This is a genomic window from Pseudomonas sp. G(2018), from assembly GCF_005502415.1.
Classification (GTDB): Bacteria; Pseudomonadota; Gammaproteobacteria; order Pseudomonadales; family Pseudomonadaceae; genus Aquipseudomonas.
The window spans coordinates 41,979-60,789 of record NZ_SCOO01000012.1; the positions used below are offsets into that span (position 1 = coordinate 41,979).

Here is an 18,811-nt window from a genome sequence, read left to right on the forward strand (position 1 = left end):
GCCCAAGGGCTGCGATTGTTTTTGCCTGAACTAAATCGCCAGACGTTCCAGGGCGTTGCGCAATCCGGCCGGAATTGCCACTGGCTGGTTCAACGCCCGATCCACAAACACATGCACAAAGCGCCCCGCCGCGCAGGCCTCGTCCTCCCCCTGCTTGAACACCGCCAACTCATACTGCACCGAGCTGTTGCCCAGTTTGCCTACCCGTAGACCGATCTCGATACGATCAGGAAATGCGATGGAAGCAAAGTAATCGCACGCCGAACTCACTACGAAACCCACCACCTCACCATCGTGGATATCCAGGCCGCCGACTTCGATCAGGTAGGTGTTCACCGCTGTGTCGAAAAAGCTGTAGTAGGTAACGTTGTTCACGTGACCGTAGGCGTCGTTGTCATGCCAGCGGGTGGTGATGGGTTGGAAGTGCGGGTAGTCGGTGCGTTGGGGCATCGGGTTGGACATCAGTGTCGGTTCCTGAGGTTGAATGGCCAGTTTAAAGCGAACACCGCGTAATCGTTCTTCGCGAGCAGGCTCGCTCCCACATTTATCGCATTTCAATCAGACAGATAATGTTCAGCCCACGCCCGCACCTCGGCATAGGGATAATCTTCAAGCGCTGCATACCCGGAAATCGTTCGAACCTTGAGCTTGGTGAACAGCGGCATGCTGATCCCGCACAGAAACCGCGTCACGCGCTCGGCCGACGGCACGTCGCCGGTGTGCTGCCCATGCCTGTGGATAAAATCGCCGCACAAGGCCTCGAAATTTTTATCCGCAAGCGCCGGCAATGCCGGTGGCTCAGGCAGACGCGCCACCTGCCCATGACATACCGAACAATGCCCACACTGCCGAGGCGCATTTTCATCACCGAAATACTCGGCCAGGCGATAGCCCAGGCAATGGTCGGTGGCGAAGAGATCGAGCATGGCGTGGATTCGTGCGATTTCGGTTTGCTCATGCCGAGTGAAGTAAGCGTGCAGCTCTTCGCTCAATGCGGCGCTGTCAAAGTCCGATTGCAGCAAGCTGTAGACCTCGGTCATCTGCTTGCTTTCAAGCTCGACCCAACCCTTCTCCTGAAAGTAATCCAGCGCCTTGACCACCCTGTCCCGCTCAGCCTGATGCTGCTGGTACAACGCCTCGAAACTCACCGTGGCCCAGGTACGTGCACGGCTGGACGTCTGGATGATCGCCGCGACGAAATCCCTGCGCTCGCCTTCGAAACGGGCCAGCAGTTCCTCCGGTTCCAGCAAATATTTGAAGCGGTACTCGGCGTAGTACGCGTAACGCGGGGCGATGATTCCACGCAGCTCCAGCTGAACCAGCAGAGTCTTGAGCGGCAGCTGGCGAATGTTACTGTTGTCCGCCAGCGGCCCCAACAGTAACTCCCACTGCCCTTCAGGCACACATGCTTGTAACTCGTCGAGTACACGGCGTATGCCATCACCCTCAGGCGTATCGCCGTAGACGAAGTTCTCCAGCACGTTGAGGCTGTCACGATTGGCCAGTACCAGGCAGTCGGACGGTTGCCCGTCTCGCCCGGCACGACCAATTTCCTGGCTGTAGTTTTCGATGGATTTGGGCAGGTCGAAATGCACCACGTTGCGGATGTCGCTCTTGTCGATGCCCATGCCGAACGCGATGGTGGCAACGATGCAATTGGACTGCCCACCCATGAAGCGCTTCTGGATACCGTCGCGCTGATCGTTTGGCAAACCTGCGTGATAAGCCTCGGCCTGAATGCCGTTCCGACTGAGATGCTCGGCAATGTGCTCGGCGGTTTTTTGCAGGGTGACGTAAACGATGCTCGGCTGACCGGGACGCTCGCTCATCCACTCAACCAGGCGGCGGCGCTTGTCCTGCCCGCGCACGGGTTCTACCCATAGATTGAGGTTGGGCCGATAGAAGCCGGTGGTCACCACATCCTCGGGAGCGATGGCGAATTTGGCCTGCATGTCGGCGATCACCCTGGGCGTCGCAGTGGCCGTCAGCAGCAGGACTTGAGGGATGTTGAACTGACGTTGGTAGTCCGGGAGCTTGAGATAATCCGGACGGAAGTTGTGACCCCACTCCGAAATGCAATGCGCCTCGTCCACCACCAGCAGCGAGATTGGGACCTGCTGCAAAAAATGGCGGAAGCGCTCGTTCTTCAGGCGCTCCACGGAAATCATCAGGATCTTCAACTCACCAGACCTGGCGCGAGCCATGACATCGCTGGCGTCATCGCGGCTCTGCGCCGAATCGATACTGCCTGCAGCAATGCCACGGCGCTGCAGGAACGCCAACTGATCCTGCATCAACGCCAACAGGGGCGAGACCACCAGCGTCAGGTGCGGCAGCATGACCGCCGATAACTGATAGCACAGGGATTTACCGGAGCCGGTGGGAAAAATCGCCGCCGCCGAACGCCCGGCCAGTACCGCGCTGATCGTTGCTTCCTGACCGGGTCGAAACTGTGGATAACCGAAAACCTGTTCCAGGGTGTTGTGCATAAGCTGTCACTCCGTTGACCGCTGCGATGGACAAAGCCTAGCCGGCGATCGCAGCGAGTCGAGAAAAGGTCAGGGCAAAAAACGATACCGGATGATACAGCTTCAACCCACCCTGCTTGAGCCACAGATTGAAATACACGGAGCACTTTGCCACCTGACGACCACTGCCCATCCACAGGTAAGGTTCGCGACCAACAACGCAATTCTGCGCGAGACTTCATCGGCAAGCAGCCTGGAGAACGCAGACCTATTCGAAGGACCGAGCATGTTCCAACCCTGTATTTTTCCATTTGCCCTCGTACTGACCATGCCTCTGCTTCTCGGCGGATGCCTGACGATCCGCGAACAGCCCCCAATCGAGCCAGACCCATTCAATACGCCCGAGTATCAGGCTCAAAAAGGGCTGGCAGTCATCAAGGCATCACGACTCTATGCCCGCGGCGGTACTGGTCAGGGCGTGACTGTCGCGTTGATCGATTCCGGTCTGAACACCGACCTGCCGGAATTTGAAGGCAGGGTCTTTGACCCCGGATTCGACCATGTCGAGAACCGCCCCGGCACCCATGATCGAGTCGGTCACGGCACCCAAATGGCCGGTATCCTCGCCGCCAACAAAGATGAACAGGGCATGCATGGCATCGCGTTCAATGCTCAACTGATCCCTTACCGTTTCGGCGACGATAACGAACCGTTCTTTTTCGATGATGAAATCGCCCTGTCCTGGCAGGACGGATTCGACAAGGGCGCCCGCATCCTGAGTAACTCCTGGGCCAACGCCATTCCTGCCACCGAGATCACTGAAGCGCGCTACAACCAGGTCATGCCGAAATCACTGGTGACCGCCCGAAAACTGGTCAAGGACGGCGCTGTGATGGTCTTTCCAACCGGTAATGAACTCAAGCGCGAACCGCTGGCGGAGCCGGGCTTGCCTGTCGCCCTGCCTGAGCTGGAGAAAGGCTGGATCGCTGTCGTCGCACTGAAAAACGACGGCAGCGCCATCAACGCCAAATCCAATTATTGCGGCGTGGCGGCGGCGTGGTGCATTGCCGTTCCGGGCGGGGATTCGGGTGCTGGCCAAGGCCTTTTGACCACAGGAAAGGATGGCAAGCATGTGCAAACCGCAGGCACATCACCTGCTACGGCATTGGTCAGCGGAGCACTGGCTGCCCTGCAAAGCCGCTACCCTCACCTCAATGCACAACAGATTCGTGAGCATTTGTTGGCGACGACCAATCGCACTGGCATCTACGCCAATAGCGAGGCTTATGGCCGGGGGCTGATGGACCTGGATGCAGCATCGCGCACGCCACCCAAAGTCCAGGTTTACTAAACATGATCGCGGAGCCCGTCACGCACCCGTCGTACGGGCTCAAGCTTCAGCCTTACGAAAAACCTCACAGACTCTTAAGCGTCTCCTGCCGAGATTGGCCATGCAATGCCTGATAACGCCGTAGGCATTTTTACCAATAGCGGCTTCCTAACCAAAAACCATCTTCAGTGCGTAGGCTCCTTCCTCGATTGGCGATAAAAGCCCTACGAAAGCCGTCCCCTACCGCCGTCTTGTCCCTCGCTGATCGATCCTTCTATAGTTTCCAGCGCGGCAGAAAGCAGTGTCTCGGCCTGCCGGAACACTTGCCGATTTCGCACAGGACCACCTCGATGAACAACTCTGATCCAATGACCGACCGCTATCGCCCGCTCAAATCCAGCTACAGCGAAACCGCAGTGCTGGTCATCGACACAAATACCGACCCCTTGGAAATCCTCGACGCCGCCCGCCAACGCATCCGCGCCGCCAGCGACTTGCTCGAAACTTTGTACTGCCTGTGCTTCAACCAGGCCGACGCCAGCGACATCCCCAACATCGTCAGTGCGCTGTACCTGCTGACCCAGGACGGCAACGACCTGCTCGACATCGCCCGGCAGCGCTTGCCCAAAACCACTCGCTGACCACATTCCCCTTGTGGGAGCGAGCCTGCTCGCGAAAAACGATAACGCGGTCTATCTGAAGCCCATCGCGAAGAAGCAAAGTCTGTAGGGATCGCCCTATCAAAGCTTCGGCACGGTCCTACAAAACAAGACAACTTGTCGCCTATCGCAGCCTGGAGACCCACACCTATAGTCCGGACTGTCGCTGCAAAATCAGCGATTCAGGTTTGGTCACCTGAATATGAGAGAAAACTTGCGCATGCCCTTGTATGCTGCCGGCAGCTTTAGTGTCGGCACGCTTTATGGCGGCTGTGTTTGGGACGCTTCGGCGTACCCGGGTTATCTCTCCCTGGTTGACCAACCTGAACACAGTCCGCCACCCATCGTTTGGTCACGGTAGCGGTGGTTCTTCAGGTGCATAAAAGAGAAAATACAATGAACAAATGGAACCCGTTCACCAACGAACGTTACCTGCCACTCCAAACCAACCTCACCGACACTTCGCCCCTGATCATCGACACAGCAGCCAACCCCCAAGACATCCTCGAAGCCGCCCTCCAGCGCATCCGAGCCTCCAGCGACCTCCTCCAAACCTTGCACTGCCAAAGCTTCAAGGACGGTGACGTCGAAGACATTCCTCACATCACCCACGCGCTTTACCTCCTGACCCAGGACGGCTGCGACCTACTCAAGGTTGCACAGCAACGCATGCTCAACTGGAAAGCCCCTGCCTGACATTGATGGATGATCGTTCCCATTCTCGCTTGGGAACGATCAGGTAACGAGACCGGCCTCTGATAAACGCAACGTATCGAAAGCCTTTACCGAACACTGGAGATGATCATGAGCAAGTTTTTTGATGAGCTAATGGAAAGCGTGCAAGAGGTGGATGAGATTTTACGAGGCGAACGCCGGCCTTCCACTCATGACCGACGACCAACAAGCTCCACGCAAATCTCCTCTGGATACCCCACCATGAACCTCGCCCCAAACTTCCCCGATGACGCCACCATGCACCTGCTCATCCAGCTACTCCACGAAGAAATCGGCCTCCCCGAACGCAAAACCATCCACCTCACCACCTCGATCAATTTCGACCTCGGCTGCAACGGCGCCGACGCTCAACACTTGATCGAAACCCTGGAAGACCAATTCCACATCGATTTCGTGGATTACGACAGCTATCGCTACTTCCAACCCGAAGGCTACGATGTTCATCTAAAGCGTAAAGCCAAGGGTCGCGGCGACAAGGAACCATTTACCATCGGCATGCTCTACCAGGCTATCAAGGCCCAACGCTGGGACACTCGGGAGCTTGAAGATCTGTAACGTTTCCGACGCTTAACGATAAGGACATTGCGTGGACGTACTGATGGGGTTGTTGGCTGCCTTGCTTTGGGGCGGCACGGATTTTCTGGTGGGTTTGAACGCCCGCGCAGTCGGTGTCAAACGCGCGGTTTACTTCGGTCAGGCACTGGGCTTTACCATCATGAGCCTGCTGCTGATCGCCTTTCCCGTATTCATTCTGCGGTCCATGGCCGCGCCTCTCGAAACCTGGCTGTTCGGGGTTGTGGCCGCGGTGCTGACGGTGTCTGGCGCCCTTGCCTTGTCCAAGGCCTTTGCGCTCGGTAAAGCGTCCATTGTGGCGCCGCTGGTGACGTCCTACGGCGTTGTAACCACGTTGTTGTCCTGGGCCGGCGGAGAACAGATCAGCCTGCTCCAGTTGTTGTGTATCGGGCTGTGCGTGATCGGCGTGGTCCTCTCCAGCATTCACTCCGACCCGAAAGTGCCACACACCAGTCAAGCGAGCAGTTCCATTGCCTACGCGCTGTTGGCTGCAGTGTTTTACGGCACCAGTTTCTGGCTACAAGGCCGCTTCGTCCTGCCGATACTTGGGCCGGTGACGATGCTGTGGCTGGCCTACCTGGTGGGCCTGATTGTGCTGGTGGTGATCGTCCTCAGGATCGACGATGGCCTGAAAATCCCGCCGCTGAAAAACTGCCTGACCTTGACCGGCGCGAGCCTGATGAATCTCGGTGGCTTCTCGTCTTTTGCTTGGGGAGCTGTGGCCGGCTCGGTTTCGGTGGTGACGGTGATCAGCACGCTATCCGGCGGGATCGCGGCGATTCTGGGGTATGTGTTTTTCAAGGAGCGGTTGGGGAAGGTGCATGTGCTGGGGGTTGTGTTGGTATTGGTCGGGGCGTTTGTGTTGCACCTCAAAACCTGAAACGTCGCGCACAAAAAAACCGCCCCGAAGGGCGGCTTTTTCATTGCTTCATACCAACACTTACAACTTCGGACCAGCAGCCTTGATCGCGTCGCTCACTTCGAACTTCTTGAAGTTCTCGATGAACAGGCCGGCCAGTGCTTTGGCGGCTTCGTCGTAGGCGGCTTTGTCGGCCCAGGTGTTGCGTGGGTTCAACAGGCCAGTCTCAACGCCCGGTACGGCCAGTGGCACGTCGAGGTTGATGGTGTCCAGGTGCTCGGTCTCGGTACCGATCAGCGCGCCGCTCTGGATCGCTGCGATCACGGCACGCGTAGTCGGGATGTTGAAGCGTTTGCCGACACCGTAGCCACCGCCGGTCCAGCCGGTGTTGACCAGGTAAACCTTGGAGCCGAAGCCACGGATGCGCTTGATCAGCAGCTCTGCGTATTCGCCAGCCGGACGCGGGAAGAACGGTGCGCCGAAGCAGGTGGAGAAGGTCGACTTGATGCCGCTTCCCGAACCCATTTCAGTCGAGCCCACCAGAGCGGTGTAGCCGGACAGGAAGTGGTAGGCCGCTTGTTCTTCGTTGAGGATCGACACTGGCGGCAGCACGCCGGTCAGGTCGCAAGTCAGGAAGATCACGGCGTTCGGCTCGCCACCGAGGTTTTTCTCGGAGCGCTTGGCAACGTGCTCCAGCGGGTAGGCGGCACGGCTGTTCTGGGTCAGGCTGACATCAGCGTAGTCGGCGTGCTTGGCGTCATCGATAACGACGTTTTCCAGGACTGCGCCGTGCTTGATGGCTTTCCAGATGACCGGCTCGTTCTTCTCGGACAAGTCGATGCACTTGGCGTAGCAGCCGCCTTCGATGTTGAAGACAACGCCTTCGCCCCAGCCGTGTTCGTCGTCACCGATCAGGTAACGGCTTTCGTCGGCGGACAGGGTGGTCTTGCCGGTGCCGGACAGACCGAAGAACAGGGTCACGTCGCCTTCTTCGCCGATGTTGGCAGCGCAATGCATTGGCAGCACGTCGGCAGCCGGCAGCAGGAAGTTCTGCACCGAGAACATGGCTTTTTTCATTTCACCGGCGTAACGCATGCCGGCGATCAGCACTTTCTTCTGAGCGAAGTTGATGATCACGCAACCATCGGAGTTGGTACCGTCACGCTCAGGTACGCACTCGAAGTTGGCAACGTTGAGGACCTGCCACTCTTCACGGCCAGCCGGATTGTACTGGGCCGGGTTGATGAACAGGCAACGGCCGAACAGGTTCTGCCAGGCGGTCTGGGTGGTCATCTTCACAGCCAGGTAGTGCTCGGAAGCCGAACCTACGTGGACATGGGAAACGAAATGCTCTTGCGCGTTGTTGAAGGCCTCGACGCGAGCCCACAGGGCATCGAACTTGTCGGCCGGGAACTTGCGGTTGATCGGGCCCCAGGCGATGGCAGCCTGGGTGGTCGGCTCATCAACGATGAAACGATCGACTGGCGAACGGCCGGTACGGTGACCGGTGCGAACAACCAGTGCGCCGGTATCGGCAAGCTCGCCTTCACCGCGGTTCAGGGCTTCTTTAACCAGATCATCAACACTCAGATCGGTGTACACGGCGTTATTGGCTTGCGTCATGAGGTTCCCCGTCGGCCAGTGGCCGAGTGCTCCAAACGTTTTGTAGTAGAAAGTCGTGCACTACTACCGCGAAAAAAGTGGGCCGGATTATGCCAGAAAAGCCCAAAAAAAGTAGGGTCCTCCCGTCGTAACGGCGTTATTCCGGCACAAACCAGTGAATTTACCTGCGCTGAATCGTTTTAGTGACGGGTATCTGACGGTGAGTCGACACCCGCGCCGGCGAACAATTGAGTGACATCGGCGGCATCAAACAGGTATTGCTGGTTGCAGAACTGGCAGTCAATTTCGATATTGCCACCGTGTTCAACCACCAGTTTTTGCGCGTCTTCCATACCCAGACTGACCAGCGCATTGGCTGAACGTTCGCGCGAGCAGCTGCAGCGGAAACGCAGTTTTTGTACATCGAACAGTCGCACTTGTTCTTCGTGGTAGAGACGATGAAGCACGGTTTCGTTGTCCAGGCCCAACAGCTCATCGGCGGTCAAGGTGGTAGCCAGAGCGGTGAGGTGCTGCCAGCTGGCGGCGCGCTCTTCTTCGTCTTTCAAGCGATCGGCGGGAAGCTGCTGCAGCAACAGGCCACGGGCGCGACGGCCATCGGCGCAGAGCTTGATGCGCGTACCGATCTGCTGCGACATGACGAAATAGTTGGTGAAACAATCGGACAACGTTTCACCGTCAAGATCGACCACGCCCTGATAACGCTGGCCCTGCTTAGGGTCGATGGTCAGTGTCAGCGAGCCATCCGGCATCAAGTCGGCCAAGGTGGCGTCGGGGGCAATCCGGTCCGCCTCGTAACGGGCCAGGCCACGGATGTCGCGCTCGCTGGAACACTCGATCATCAGCAACGGGATCGGGCCTTCGGAACGGGCCTGAAGGATGAGCAACCCGTCGAACTTCAAGGTGCCGACCAGCAGCGCCGCCGCCGCCATCAGCTCGCCGAGCAGTTGTGCGACCGGCTCCGGATAGGCGTGTTTGGCGAGGACTTCAGCGTAGCTGAGCTCCAGCGAAACCATCTCGCCGCGGGTGTCGCTGTCATCGAAGATGAAGCGTTGGGTGAAGTCGTTATCCGGTAGGTCGGTCATAAGTCTGGGTATCTGAAGTGGAGACAAAAGTGGTTACAGAATTCGAATTTACGCCTTGGCCATAGCGCCCTGCTGTCTGGTTATGGCTTACAGGTCGGCAGCTGCGTGCGCTTTACGACGAATGGCGCTGCCAATGGCTCATGTAGGGTAGGCGAATTACCCCATATGGCTACGCGCAAGCACAATTACAAGTCTTTGCCTGTTTGACTGATCGACGGACCCGATCATTCATTCGTTGCTGCTGCCATGAAACTTGAACAGATCCCGCCGTTGTTTTTTGCTCGGCTTGCCATCGGTACTCACACCCAGGGCACCTGCCTTGCGCTGGGCCGTGGCATTTTCGCGCTTGGCGATGCTGGCTTCGGTTTCGGCGTACAGCGTCTGCGCTTCCGGGGCGCCACGGCGCACGATCGACAGCGCCTGAACCACCACCGTGCGCTCATCGAAGCCGGTGCGAATCACGAACTCATCGCCGATGCGTGGCTCCTTGCCCGGCTTGCAGCGCTCTCCACGGCAGTGCACCTTACCGCTTTCGATCGCTGCTTTGGCCAAAGCGCGGGTCTTGTAAAAACGCGCGGCCCACAACCATTTATCGAGACGGACTTTGTCGTCCTCTTCGTTTTTTTGTGCCATGGGATTTCCTCGTTCTGAAATATTGGTGAACTGTACTACCGTTCTCTCGTACCAAGAATTACGTCGCCCCGGATTACAATGCTGACATTCCATAACCTCATTGCGAAGCTGGAAATCCCGGTCGTCGATATCTGTCGCCTTTTAACCATTATTCTGCGTGAATACCGCGAATTCGGCCGCCTGCGGCCACCGTGGTTTCTACCGGTTGAGCAATTTTGAAGACATTTGATCATTTGACCGTCGTCGGTCTGCGCGAGTGGGTGGCGCTTCCTGATCTGGGAGTTGCCGGCCTTCGGGCAAAAATCGACACCGGCGCGAGTACCTCCAGCCTGCATGCTACCGACATCGAGACATTCGACCGCGACGGCGAGCAATGGGTGCGCTTCACGGCGCACCTGGGCACGGTGGTGCAGTTGCGTCACCGGCGCTGTGAAGCACCGCTGGTGACGATGAAAACCATTAAAAGCTCCAACGGTCACGCGCAGGTGCGATACGTGATCAGCACCACCCTGGCCCTCGGTGATCGGGTCTGGCGGGTCCAGTTCACGCTGGCCTGCCGCAAGTCCATGCGTTATCGCCTGCTACTCGGTTCCAAAGCCCTGATCGACGGCCAGTTGGTGGTCAATCCGGGCATCAAGTATGTACAAGACAAGCCGGTGTTCCCGGTATCTACCCTCTCCACAGGTGTTGCATGAAGATCGCTGTGCTGTCGCGGAACCCGCGTCTGTATTCCACCCGTCGCCTGGTCGAAGCCGGTACCGAACGCGGCCATGAAATGGTGGTGGTCGATACCCTGCGCGCCTACATGAACATCGCCAGCCACAAGCCGCAGATCCATTACCGCGGCAAACCGCTGGAAGGTTTTGACGCAGTGATCCCGCGAATCGGTGCGTCGGTCACGTTTTATGGCTGTGCAGTATTACGGCAGTTCGAAATGATGGGGGTTTTTCCACTCAACGAATCCGTAGCCATCGCCCGCTCCCGGGACAAACTACGTTCGCTGCAATTGCTGTCACGTCGCGGAATCGGTTTGCCGGTCACCGGGTTTGCCCACTCGCCGGACGACATTCCCGACCTGATCGAAATGGTCAACGGCGCGCCGTTGGTGATCAAAGTGCTGGAAGGCACTCAGGGTATCGGCGTGGTGCTGTGCGAAACCGCCACGGCGGCTGAGTCGGTGATTGAGGCGTTCATGGGCCTCAAGCAAAACATCATGGTTCAGGAGTACATCAAAGAAGCCGGCGGTGCCGACATTCGCTGCTTCGTGGTGGGCGACAAGGTGATTGCGGCGATGAAGCGCCAGGCCAAACCCGGTGAGTTTCGCTCCAACCTGCATCGCGGCGGCAGCGCCAGCCTGATCAAGATCACGCCGGAGGAACGCATGACTGCATTGCGCGCAGCGAAGGTCATGGGACTGGCGGTCGCGGGTGTGGATATCCTGCGTTCCAACCACGGGCCGCTGGTGATGGAGGTGAACTCATCGCCGGGACTGGAAGGGATCGAGACCACCACTGGGAAGAACGTGGCGGGGATCATCATTGAACATCTGGAAAAGAATGGCGGGCCGAATATGACGCGGACCAAGGGTAAGGGCTAAAAGCAGCCACAAGCTGCAAGCTTTAAGTGGCAAGTGAAAAGCCGCTTTTTCTTGCAGCTTGAAGCTTGGCGCTCGAAGCTGCTTTTAGACCGCATCCCGCGGCAACAACAACCCCAACGGCAAGCGCACCCGCGCTTCCAGCCCACCGCCGGTACGGTTGCGCAGTTCAACATTCCCGCCATGCATCGAAGCAATCCGCTTCACGATCGCCAACCCCAACCCGGTGCCCTTCCCGCCCCGGGCCCGATCACCCCGTGTGAACGGGTTGAAGATCGCTTCCAGTTCCGATGGATCGATCCCGGCACCACGGTCCATGACGCTCAGCACCACGTACGGCGCACTGGTATCCCCCGACACGTACGCCGCCACTTCAACCCCGCTGCCCGCGTGATGCAGGGCGTTACCGATCAGGTTGTTCAATAGACGTTTCATTGACACCCGACGCAATGGAAACGGCTGGATCGGCTCCAGGCGCAAGCGCACTTTCTCTTCGTTCTGGTTGTACGGTGCGGCGACTTCGCGGACCAGATCGCTCAGGTCCACCTCCTCCACCGATTCGTCGCGACCGTCGCGGATGAACGCGAGAAACTGGTCGAGAATCGCATCCATGTCTTCGATGTCGCGGACCATGTCATCCGTGAGGTCGCTTCGGTCGCCCATCAGCTCCAGGGACAACCGCAAGCGGGTCAGCGGTGTGCGCAAGTCATGGGACACCCCGGCCAGCATCAGCTCACGCTCGCGACCGGCCTGCTCGACGTCTTCGGCCATCTGGTTGAAGGCGCGATAAACCTCGGTCATTTCACTCGGCGTATCGCTGATTGGAAGTCGCACGCTGCGACCCTGGCCGAGTTGGCGCGCAGCGTAGACCAGACGTTTCAGGGGTTGGTTGAGCTGACTGACGAAAATCCACGCCGATGCAGTGGACAGCAAGCCAATGGCCAGGAACCATCCGAGCACATTCCAGATTTTCTGACCGCGCAACGGATGCGGATACAGCGGCACTTTCAGCCAGCCGTCGCCCAGGCTTGGCGCTCGAACCCATAATGCCGGTGGCGAGTGCATGCGCAATCGCACCTCGGTATCGGCACCCAGTTCAGCCTGCATCTGCCGCTGATAGATTTCGCTGTAAGGCCAGTGTTGTTCACCTTCCGGCACGCCGGCACCCACCACCCGGATCAGGGTCGCGGCTTCGGCTATCTTGTCGCGGTTGTTTTCATCGGCCGCCCAATAGGCACGCAGCGTCAGGGCGACACCGTGGCTGTATTGGCGGTCCACCAGCACGTCCTCGTTCATCAACAGGTAAACCAGGGTCAGTGCCTTGGAAAACAGAACGACGATCAGCACCAGCCAAAGGGTGCGGGAGAAGAAACTCTGGGGGAACCAAACCGGGGTTTTCATGGTAAGCGCTACACACTTGCAGGAACGAGCGATGCTCGCATATTGCGGGTCGCAAGTCTGCGGGTAAGGTCAGCTGACCGTCACCCGCACGACCCGCTCCTACAAATCGCCGATCACTTGGTGGCGGCGCCATCCGGAACGAACACGTAACCCACGCCCCAGACAGTCTGGATGTAGCGCGGCTTGGACGGATCGGGCTCGATCATCCGGCGCAGACGGGAAATCTGCACGTCGATGGAACGCTCCAGCGCATCCCATTCGCGGCCACGGGCCAGGTTCATCAGCTTGTCGCGGGTCAGTGGCTGACGGGCGTTCATCACCAGCGCCTTGAGTACCGCGAACTCACCGGTGGTAAGCATGTGCACTTCTTCACCGCGCTTGAGTTCGCGGGTGGCCAGGGACAATTCGTAGTCACCGAAGGTTACGCTTTCGTCCTCGCTGCCCGGCGCGCCCGGCACCGGTGCGGATTGACGACGCAGGACGGCCTTGACGCGCGCCATCAGTTCGTCCGGGTTGAACGGCTTGGCCAGGTAATCGTCGGCGCCCAGTTCAAGGCCCTTGATACGGCTCAGCTCGTCGCCCTTGGCGGTCAGCATGATGATTGGAATCTGATTGTTCGCGCCGCGCAGGCGGCGGCAGGCGGTCAGGCCGTCTTCACCGGGCAGCATCAGGTCGAGGACGACCAGGTTGAACACTTCGCGTGCCAGCAGGCGGTCCATTTGCTCGGTGTTCGGTACGGCGCGGGCGCGATAGCCCTTGCTGACGAAAAAACGCTCCAGCAGGCTGCTGAGCCCCGGATCGTCGTCAACAATAAGAATTTTTTCGCCTTCAGCAATGTTTGCAGTGCTGCTCATTGGATGCTCCTTTGATCTCGGCGCGCATTATGGCGTAGCTGCCGTTATACGCACCGTGTGCATTGTTAGCAGATTTTTCCTTCACCGCCAGGAATCCAGGCATTTTGCCTACAGACTGCGATACCCCCCGAAGGGCAGAACGCTGGTTATAATGCGCGGCCTTTTGTGTCAGGCAACGTCTGATCGTTACGCCGGGTGGCCGCTTTTTATTTTCATGGCGCCGGCAGTAATTGTTCGATTTCACGGGTCAACGGGATACCTTTTGATCCAGGCAGCGGCGCAGGCCAGGCCGCTCAACCAGACTCGCCGGGCCGTTATCCCTGCGCCTGCGAGCCTGCTTTCACAATTTGTCAGGTGGTTTTATGGACAGCATCAACAGCCGCATCGCCGAGGAACTCGGCGTACGCCCACAACAGGTCGAAGCGGCCGTCGCGCTACTCGATGAAGGCTCTACCGTTCCCTTCATCGCCCGTTACCGGAAAGAAGTGACCGGCAGCCTCGATGACACCCAGCTGCGTCATCTGGAAGAACGTCTGCGCTACCTGCGAGAACTCGACGAACGGCGCATCAGCATCCTGGCCAGCATCCAGGAGCAAGGCAAGCTGACCCCGCAACTCGAACGCGACATCAAGCTCGCCGACACCAAGACCCGCCTCGAGGACTTGTACCTGCCGTACAAGCAGAAGCGCCGCACCAAGGGCCAGATCGCCCTGGAAGCCGGCCTCGGCGACTTGGCCGACGGTCTGTTCAACGACCCGAGCCTGACGCCGGAAGTCGAAGCCGCACGCTTCGTCGACACCGAAAAAGGCGTGGCCGATGTGAAGGCAGCCCTCGAAGGGGCCAAGTACATCCTGATGGAGCGCTTCGCCGAAGACGCGGGCCTGCTGGACAAGCTGCGCAACTATCTCAAGCAGGAAGCCACTCTCAGTGCACGCGTGATTGCCGGCAAGGAAGAGGAAGGCGCCAAGTTCCGCGATTACTTCGAACACGACGAACCGCTCAAAAGCATGCCATCGCACCGCGCCCTGGCGATTTTCCGTGGCCGCAACGAAGGCATTCTCAGTTCCGCACTGAAAGTCGGTGATGAACTTCCAGGCACCATGCACCCGTGCGAAGGCATGATCGGCCAGCAATTCGGTATCCAGAACCAGAACCGCCCGGCCGATAAATGGTTGGGCGAAGTGGTGCGCTGGACCTGGAAGGTCAAGCTCTACACCCACTTGGAAACCGACCTGCTGGGCGAGCTGCGCGATGGCGCGGAGACCGAAGCGATCAACGTTTTTGCCCACAACCTGCACGACTTGCTGCTGTCGGCCCCGGCCGGCCCGCGCGCCACCCTGGGCCTCGACCCGGGCCTGCGCACCGGCTGCAAGGTCGCCGTGGTCGATTCCACCGGCAAACTGCTGGATCACGCCACGGTTTACCCGCACGTACCGCACAACAAGTGGGACCAGACCATCGCGATTCTCGCGGCCCTGTGCGCCAAGCATTCGGTGGACCTGATCGCCATCGGCAACGGCACCGCCAGCCGCGAAACCGACAAGCTGGCCGCCGAACTGATCAAAAAATACCCAGCCATGAAGATGACCAAAGTCATGGTTTCCGAAGCCGGTGCATCGGTTTATTCGGCGTCGGAACTGGCCTCGAAGGAATTCCCGGACCTCGACGTGTCGATCCGCGGCGCCGTGTCCATTGCCCGTCGCCTGCAGGATCCACTGGCCGAGCTGGTGAAAATCGATCCGAAATCCATCGGTGTCGGCCAGTACCAACACGACGTGTCGCAGCTGAAACTGGCGCGCGGCCTGGATGCAGTGGTCGAAGACTGTGTGAACGCCGTCGGCGTGGACGTGAACACCGCCTCGGTGGCGCTGCTGGCACGGATTTCCGGCCTCAACGCGACCCTTGCGCAGAACATCGTCAGCCACCGCGACGAGCATGGCGCGTTCAAAACCCGCGCAGCGTTGAAGAAAGTGGCGCGTCTGGGCGAGAAAACCTTCGAACAGGCGGCTGGCTTCCTGCGCGTCATGAACGGCGAAAACCCGCTGGATTCGTCCGCCGTGCACCCGGAAGCCTACCCGCTGGTGCAGCGCATCGCCGCTGAAACCGACCGCGACATCCGCTCGCTGATCGGCGATGCCGCGTTCCTCAAGCGCCTGGACCCGAAAAAATACACCGACGAGACCTTCGGCCTGCCGACCGTCACCGACATCCTGCAAGAACTGGAAAAGCCAGGTCGCGATCCGCGTCCGGAGTTCAAGACCGCCGAGTTCCAGGAAGGCGTCGAAGATCTCAAGGACCTGGAACTGGGCATGATTCTCGAAGGCGTGGTGACCAACGTGACCAACTTCGGCGCATTCGTCGACATCGGCGTGCATCAGGACGGTTTGGTGCACATCTCTGCACTTTCGGAGAAGTTCATCAAGGATCCGCGTGAAGCGGTCAAGGCCGGCGACGTGGTGAAAGTGAAGGTCATGGAAGTCGACATCCCGCGTAAGCGCGTGGGCCTGTCGATGCGCATGAGCGACACCCCGGGCGAGAAAATCGACGGTGCCCGTGGCGCGCGTCCTGGCTCGGCGCCACGCCAATCCCAGAACAGCGCACCACGCAAGGAAACCCCGGCGGCGGCCCCGGCCAACAACGCCATGGCTTCGCTGTTCGCCAACGCCAAGCAGTTGAAGAAACGCTGATGGACATCCCGGCCGGGCTGACCGAAAGCGCGTTTTTCAGGCTGCTGGGCTGTCGTCTGCACAGCCTGGAAACCGGGGTGGCGCAAGTCGCCCTGGGGCTTGAACCGCAGTTGCGCAATCGTGGCGGCAAGCTGCACGGTGGGGCCCTGTTCAGTCTGGTAGACATTGCCATGGGGCTGGCCTGCTCCAGCACCCACGGCTTTGACCAGCAGAGCGCGACCATCGAGTGCAAGATCAACTACATCCGCGCCGTCGCCGACGGCGAGGTGATGTGCACGGCGCGGGTGATCCACCCGGGCCGCCGCACGCTGGTGGTCGAAGCCGACGTGATGCAAGGCGACAAACTGGTCGCAAAAGCACAAGGCACGTTCGCTGTCCTGTAGCTAGCCGTCATCGATTTGAGGTAATTTCGGCGCTGTGACCGCAGCGCCGAAGTTTTCTGTGGGAATTGCGGCGACCAGTCCAAAAACCAGGCGAAAACGCCAGTTTCAACTTCACCCTTGTAGACCGTCTTGCCCACCCCCATATTGGGGCGACTGACGCGTGAAGGAATCCAACTTGAGCGAACTTCTCAACCGCCGCCTGGCCCTGCTCGGCGAGCGCGCTAACCTCTCTCTGCTCGAACAGTGCCTTCACGGCATCGAACGTGAATGCCTGCGCGTGACCGGCGAAGGTCGCCTGGCGCAAACGCCGCACCCGGAAGCCTTGGGTTCCGCGCTGACCAATGAACAGATCACCACCGACTATTCCGAGTCGCTGCTGGAGTTCATCACCCCGGCCCTGCCCGATCCTGCCGATACGCTGGCGAGCCTGGACAGCATTCACCGTTTTGCCTACAGCAAGCTCGGCAACGAGTACCTGTGGAGTCCATCGATGCCGTGCCCGTTGCCGGCCGAGGAAGATATCCCGATCGCCTATTACGGCACGTCCAACATCGGTCAGCTCAAGTACGTGTACCGCAAGGGCCTGGCCCTGCGCTACGGCAAGACCATGCAGTGCATCGCGGGGATCCATTACAACTTTTCCCTGCCGGAAGAACTCTGGCCGCTGCTCAAGGCGGCTGAGGGTGTTGTCGGCACCGACCGCGATTTCCAGTCGTCGTCCTACATCGCCCTGATCCGCAACTTCCGCCGCTACAGCTGGCTGCTGATGTACCTGTTCGGTGCATCGCCGGCCCTGGACGCCGGTTTCCTGCGTGGTCGTTCGCACCAGTTGGAACAGCTGGATCCAGACACCCTGTATCTGCCGTACGCCACCAGCCTGCGCATGAGTGACCTGGGTTACCAGAGCAACGCCCAGGCCGGCCTGACCCCGTGCTACAACGACCTGGTCAGCTACACCGACAGCTTGCGCAAAGCGGTGGCCACGCCCTATGCACCGTATGTCGAAGTCGGCACGCACAAGGACGGAGAGTGGGTTCAGCTCAACACCAACATCCTGCAGATCGAAAACGAGTACTACTCCAACATCCGTCCGAAACGCGTGACCTATTCCGGCGAGCGGCCGATCCAGGCGCTGATGGCCCGCGGCATCCAGTACGTCGAAGTACGTTGCCTGGACATCAACCCGTTCCTGCCGATGGGCATCGACATCACCGAATCACGTTTCCTCGACGCCTTCCTGTTGTACTGCGCCCTGAACGACAGCCCGCTGCTGACCAGCACCAGCTGTGGCAACGCGACGTCGAACTTCCTCAGTGTGGTCAAGGAAGGCCGGCGTCCGGGCCTGCAACTGCAACGCGACGGCCACCCGGTGGACATGAAAGAGTGGGCCGGCCAATTGCTGGAAAACATCGCGCCGCTGGCCGCCCTGCTCGATCAGAGCCATGGTGGCGATGCCCACAGCAAGGCGCTGGATGCCCAGTTGGCCAAGGTCCAGGACCCGTCCCTGACGCCATCGGCCCAGGTGCTGGCGGCGATGACCGAACACAAGGAAAGCTTTGCCCAGTTCTCGTTGCGCCAAAGCCAGGCCCATGCGGAGTTTTTCCGTAGCGAACCACTGTCCAGCGAAGACCAGGCGAAGTTTGAAGAGCGCGCACGTTCGTCGCTGGCTGAGCAGGTTGAGCTGGAGCAGAACGAGGTTGGCGATTTCGATGTGTTTGTCGGGTCGTATCAGGCGAGCATTCTGGCGATCAGTAACTGACTGCGCTCGTTTGTGGCGAGGGAGTTCCCTCGCCACAAAAGCGATCCCCGACTAATCTCCCTTAGAATTTTCCGCTCATAAGCTCATTCGAAAAAGTTATTTATTTTCGAATTCTTATATCATTTAGTCTCCTTTTCACACCGACTCGCGGTCGCCTGACAAGGAGCTTTC

17 protein-coding genes are annotated in these 18,811 nt (G+C 59.1%); 10 read left to right on the top strand and 7 right to left on the bottom strand.

What is annotated here, in order from left to right:
* Positions 1-30 precede the first annotated feature (30 nt).
* Together FFS64_RS14305 and FFS64_RS14310 are read right to left on the bottom strand one after the other, a co-directional pair.
* Entirely contained in the window at positions 31-462 is a 432-nt protein-coding gene (locus tag FFS64_RS14305; protein WP_137805910.1) for a thioesterase family protein, read from the bottom strand.
* A 92-nt stretch (positions 463-554) separates the two neighbouring features.
* A complete protein-coding gene (locus tag FFS64_RS14310) occupies positions 555-2,489 on the bottom strand; it encodes an ATP-dependent DNA helicase RecQ (RefSeq protein ID WP_137805911.1) in 1,935 nt (644 codons plus the stop codon).
* A 265-nt stretch (positions 2,490-2,754) separates the two neighbouring features.
* Between FFS64_RS14310 and FFS64_RS14315 the strand changes: the two genes are divergently transcribed.
* From FFS64_RS14315 to FFS64_RS14335, 5 genes are all read left to right on the top strand, one after another.
* On the top strand, positions 2,755-3,819 hold the full coding sequence (locus FFS64_RS14315; RefSeq protein WP_137805912.1) for a S8 family peptidase: 1,065 nt from the start codon (positions 2,755-2,757) through the stop codon (positions 3,817-3,819).
* A gap of 329 nt (positions 3,820-4,148) precedes the next feature.
* A complete protein-coding gene (locus tag FFS64_RS14320) occupies positions 4,149-4,439 on the top strand; it encodes a hypothetical protein (protein WP_137805913.1) in 291 nt (96 codons plus the stop codon).
* Positions 4,440-4,853: 414 nt separating this feature from the next.
* The gene (locus FFS64_RS14325) at positions 4,854-5,153 is read left to right on the top strand and encodes a hypothetical protein (protein ID WP_137805914.1); all 300 of its coding nucleotides are present in this window, start codon (positions 4,854-4,856) and stop codon (positions 5,151-5,153) included.
* A 240-nt stretch (positions 5,154-5,393) separates the two neighbouring features.
* Positions 5,394-5,747, top strand: coding sequence for a DUF1493 family protein (locus FFS64_RS14330; RefSeq protein ID WP_137805915.1), 354 nt, complete (start codon positions 5,394-5,396; stop codon positions 5,745-5,747).
* A gap of 43 nt (positions 5,748-5,790) precedes the next feature.
* Entirely contained in the window at positions 5,791-6,645 is an 855-nt protein-coding gene (locus FFS64_RS14335) for an EamA family transporter (RefSeq protein WP_137805988.1), read from the top strand.
* 60 nt (positions 6,646-6,705) lie between these two features.
* Here the strand turns inward: FFS64_RS14335 and FFS64_RS14340 are convergent, their stop codons facing one another.
* The 3 genes from FFS64_RS14340 to FFS64_RS14355 form a co-directional block, all read right to left on the bottom strand.
* Complete coding sequence (locus tag FFS64_RS14340) at positions 6,706-8,247, bottom strand: phosphoenolpyruvate carboxykinase (RefSeq protein WP_137805916.1); 1,542 nt, start codon at positions 8,245-8,247, stop codon at positions 6,706-6,708.
* A 179-nt stretch (positions 8,248-8,426) separates the two neighbouring features.
* The gene (hslO, locus tag FFS64_RS14350) at positions 8,427-9,329 is read right to left on the bottom strand and encodes an Hsp33 family molecular chaperone HslO (RefSeq protein WP_095192376.1); all 903 of its coding nucleotides are present in this window, start codon (positions 9,327-9,329) and stop codon (positions 8,427-8,429) included.
* A gap of 228 nt (positions 9,330-9,557) precedes the next feature.
* A complete protein-coding gene (locus FFS64_RS14355; protein ID WP_137805918.1) occupies positions 9,558-9,962 on the bottom strand; it encodes an RNA-binding S4 domain-containing protein in 405 nt (134 codons plus the stop codon).
* Between the two features lie 233 nt (positions 9,963-10,195).
* Between FFS64_RS14355 and FFS64_RS14360 the strand changes: the two genes are divergently transcribed.
* Positions 10,196-10,657 (top strand): ATP-dependent zinc protease, encoded by a 462-nt coding sequence (locus FFS64_RS14360; RefSeq protein WP_170948612.1) that lies wholly within the window; start codon positions 10,196-10,198, stop codon positions 10,655-10,657.
* The gene (gene rimK, locus FFS64_RS14365) at positions 10,654-11,559 is read left to right on the top strand and encodes a 30S ribosomal protein S6--L-glutamate ligase (RefSeq protein WP_007972871.1); all 906 of its coding nucleotides are present in this window, start codon (positions 10,654-10,656) and stop codon (positions 11,557-11,559) included. Before FFS64_RS14360 ends, rimK begins: the two co-directional genes overlap by 4 nt.
* Before the next feature lie 84 nt (positions 11,560-11,643).
* On the opposite strand, the gene FFS64_RS14370 is transcribed toward rimK, so the two are convergent.
* On the bottom strand, positions 11,644-12,957 hold the full coding sequence (locus tag FFS64_RS14370) for an ATP-binding protein (RefSeq protein ID WP_095192379.1): 1,314 nt from the start codon (positions 12,955-12,957) through the stop codon (positions 11,644-11,646).
* 113 nt (positions 12,958-13,070) lie between these two features.
* The gene (gene ompR / locus FFS64_RS14375) at positions 13,071-13,811 is read right to left on the bottom strand and encodes a two-component system response regulator OmpR (RefSeq protein ID WP_020795794.1); all 741 of its coding nucleotides are present in this window, start codon (positions 13,809-13,811) and stop codon (positions 13,071-13,073) included.
* 362 nt (positions 13,812-14,173) lie between these two features.
* Between ompR and FFS64_RS14380 the strand changes: the two genes are divergently transcribed.
* From FFS64_RS14380 to gshA, 3 genes are all read left to right on the top strand, one after another.
* The gene (locus FFS64_RS14380) at positions 14,174-16,498 is read left to right on the top strand and encodes a Tex family protein (RefSeq protein ID WP_137805919.1); all 2,325 of its coding nucleotides are present in this window, start codon (positions 14,174-14,176) and stop codon (positions 16,496-16,498) included.
* On the top strand, positions 16,498-16,881 hold the full coding sequence (locus tag FFS64_RS14385) for a PaaI family thioesterase (RefSeq protein WP_095192381.1): 384 nt from the start codon (positions 16,498-16,500) through the stop codon (positions 16,879-16,881). The genes FFS64_RS14380 and FFS64_RS14385 overlap by 1 nt, the downstream gene beginning before the upstream one ends.
* 175 nt (positions 16,882-17,056) lie before the next feature.
* Complete coding sequence (gene gshA, locus FFS64_RS14390; protein ID WP_137805920.1) at positions 17,057-18,640, top strand: glutamate--cysteine ligase; 1,584 nt, start codon at positions 17,057-17,059, stop codon at positions 18,638-18,640.
* Positions 18,641-18,811: the final 171 nt, after the last annotated feature.

Excerpts from the sequence above, each read along its gene's own strand:
- FFS64_RS14305 (WP_137805910.1), bottom strand. The coding sequence starts at position 462 with ATGTCCAACCCGATGCCCCAACGCACCGACTACCCGCACTTCCAACCC.
- FFS64_RS14310 (WP_137805911.1), bottom strand. The coding sequence starts at position 2,489 with ATGCACAACACCCTGGAACAGGTTTTCGGTTATCCACAGTTTCGACCC.
- FFS64_RS14315 (WP_137805912.1), top strand. The coding sequence starts at position 2,755 with ATGTTCCAACCCTGTATTTTTCCATTTGCCCTCGTACTGACCATGCCT.
- FFS64_RS14320 (WP_137805913.1), top strand. The coding sequence starts at position 4,149 with ATGAACAACTCTGATCCAATGACCGACCGCTATCGCCCGCTCAAATCC.
- FFS64_RS14325 (WP_137805914.1), top strand. The coding sequence starts at position 4,854 with ATGAACAAATGGAACCCGTTCACCAACGAACGTTACCTGCCACTCCAA.
- FFS64_RS14330 (WP_137805915.1), top strand. The coding sequence starts at position 5,394 with ATGAACCTCGCCCCAAACTTCCCCGATGACGCCACCATGCACCTGCTC.
- FFS64_RS14335 (WP_137805988.1), top strand. The coding sequence starts at position 5,791 with ATGGGGTTGTTGGCTGCCTTGCTTTGGGGCGGCACGGATTTTCTGGTG.
- FFS64_RS14340 (WP_137805916.1), bottom strand. The coding sequence starts at position 8,247 with ATGACGCAAGCCAATAACGCCGTGTACACCGATCTGAGTGTTGATGAT.
- hslO (WP_095192376.1), bottom strand. The coding sequence starts at position 9,329 with ATGACCGACCTACCGGATAACGACTTCACCCAACGCTTCATCTTCGAT.
- FFS64_RS14355 (WP_137805918.1), bottom strand. The coding sequence starts at position 9,962 with ATGGCACAAAAAAACGAAGAGGACGACAAAGTCCGTCTCGATAAATGG.
- rimK (WP_007972871.1), top strand. The coding sequence starts at position 10,654 with ATGAAGATCGCTGTGCTGTCGCGGAACCCGCGTCTGTATTCCACCCGT.
- FFS64_RS14370 (WP_095192379.1), bottom strand. The coding sequence starts at position 12,957 with ATGAAAACCCCGGTTTGGTTCCCCCAGAGTTTCTTCTCCCGCACCCTT.
- ompR (WP_020795794.1), bottom strand. The coding sequence starts at position 13,811 with ATGAGCAGCACTGCAAACATTGCTGAAGGCGAAAAAATTCTTATTGTT.
- FFS64_RS14380 (WP_137805919.1), top strand. The coding sequence starts at position 14,174 with ATGGACAGCATCAACAGCCGCATCGCCGAGGAACTCGGCGTACGCCCA.
- FFS64_RS14385 (WP_095192381.1), top strand. The coding sequence starts at position 16,498 with ATGGACATCCCGGCCGGGCTGACCGAAAGCGCGTTTTTCAGGCTGCTG.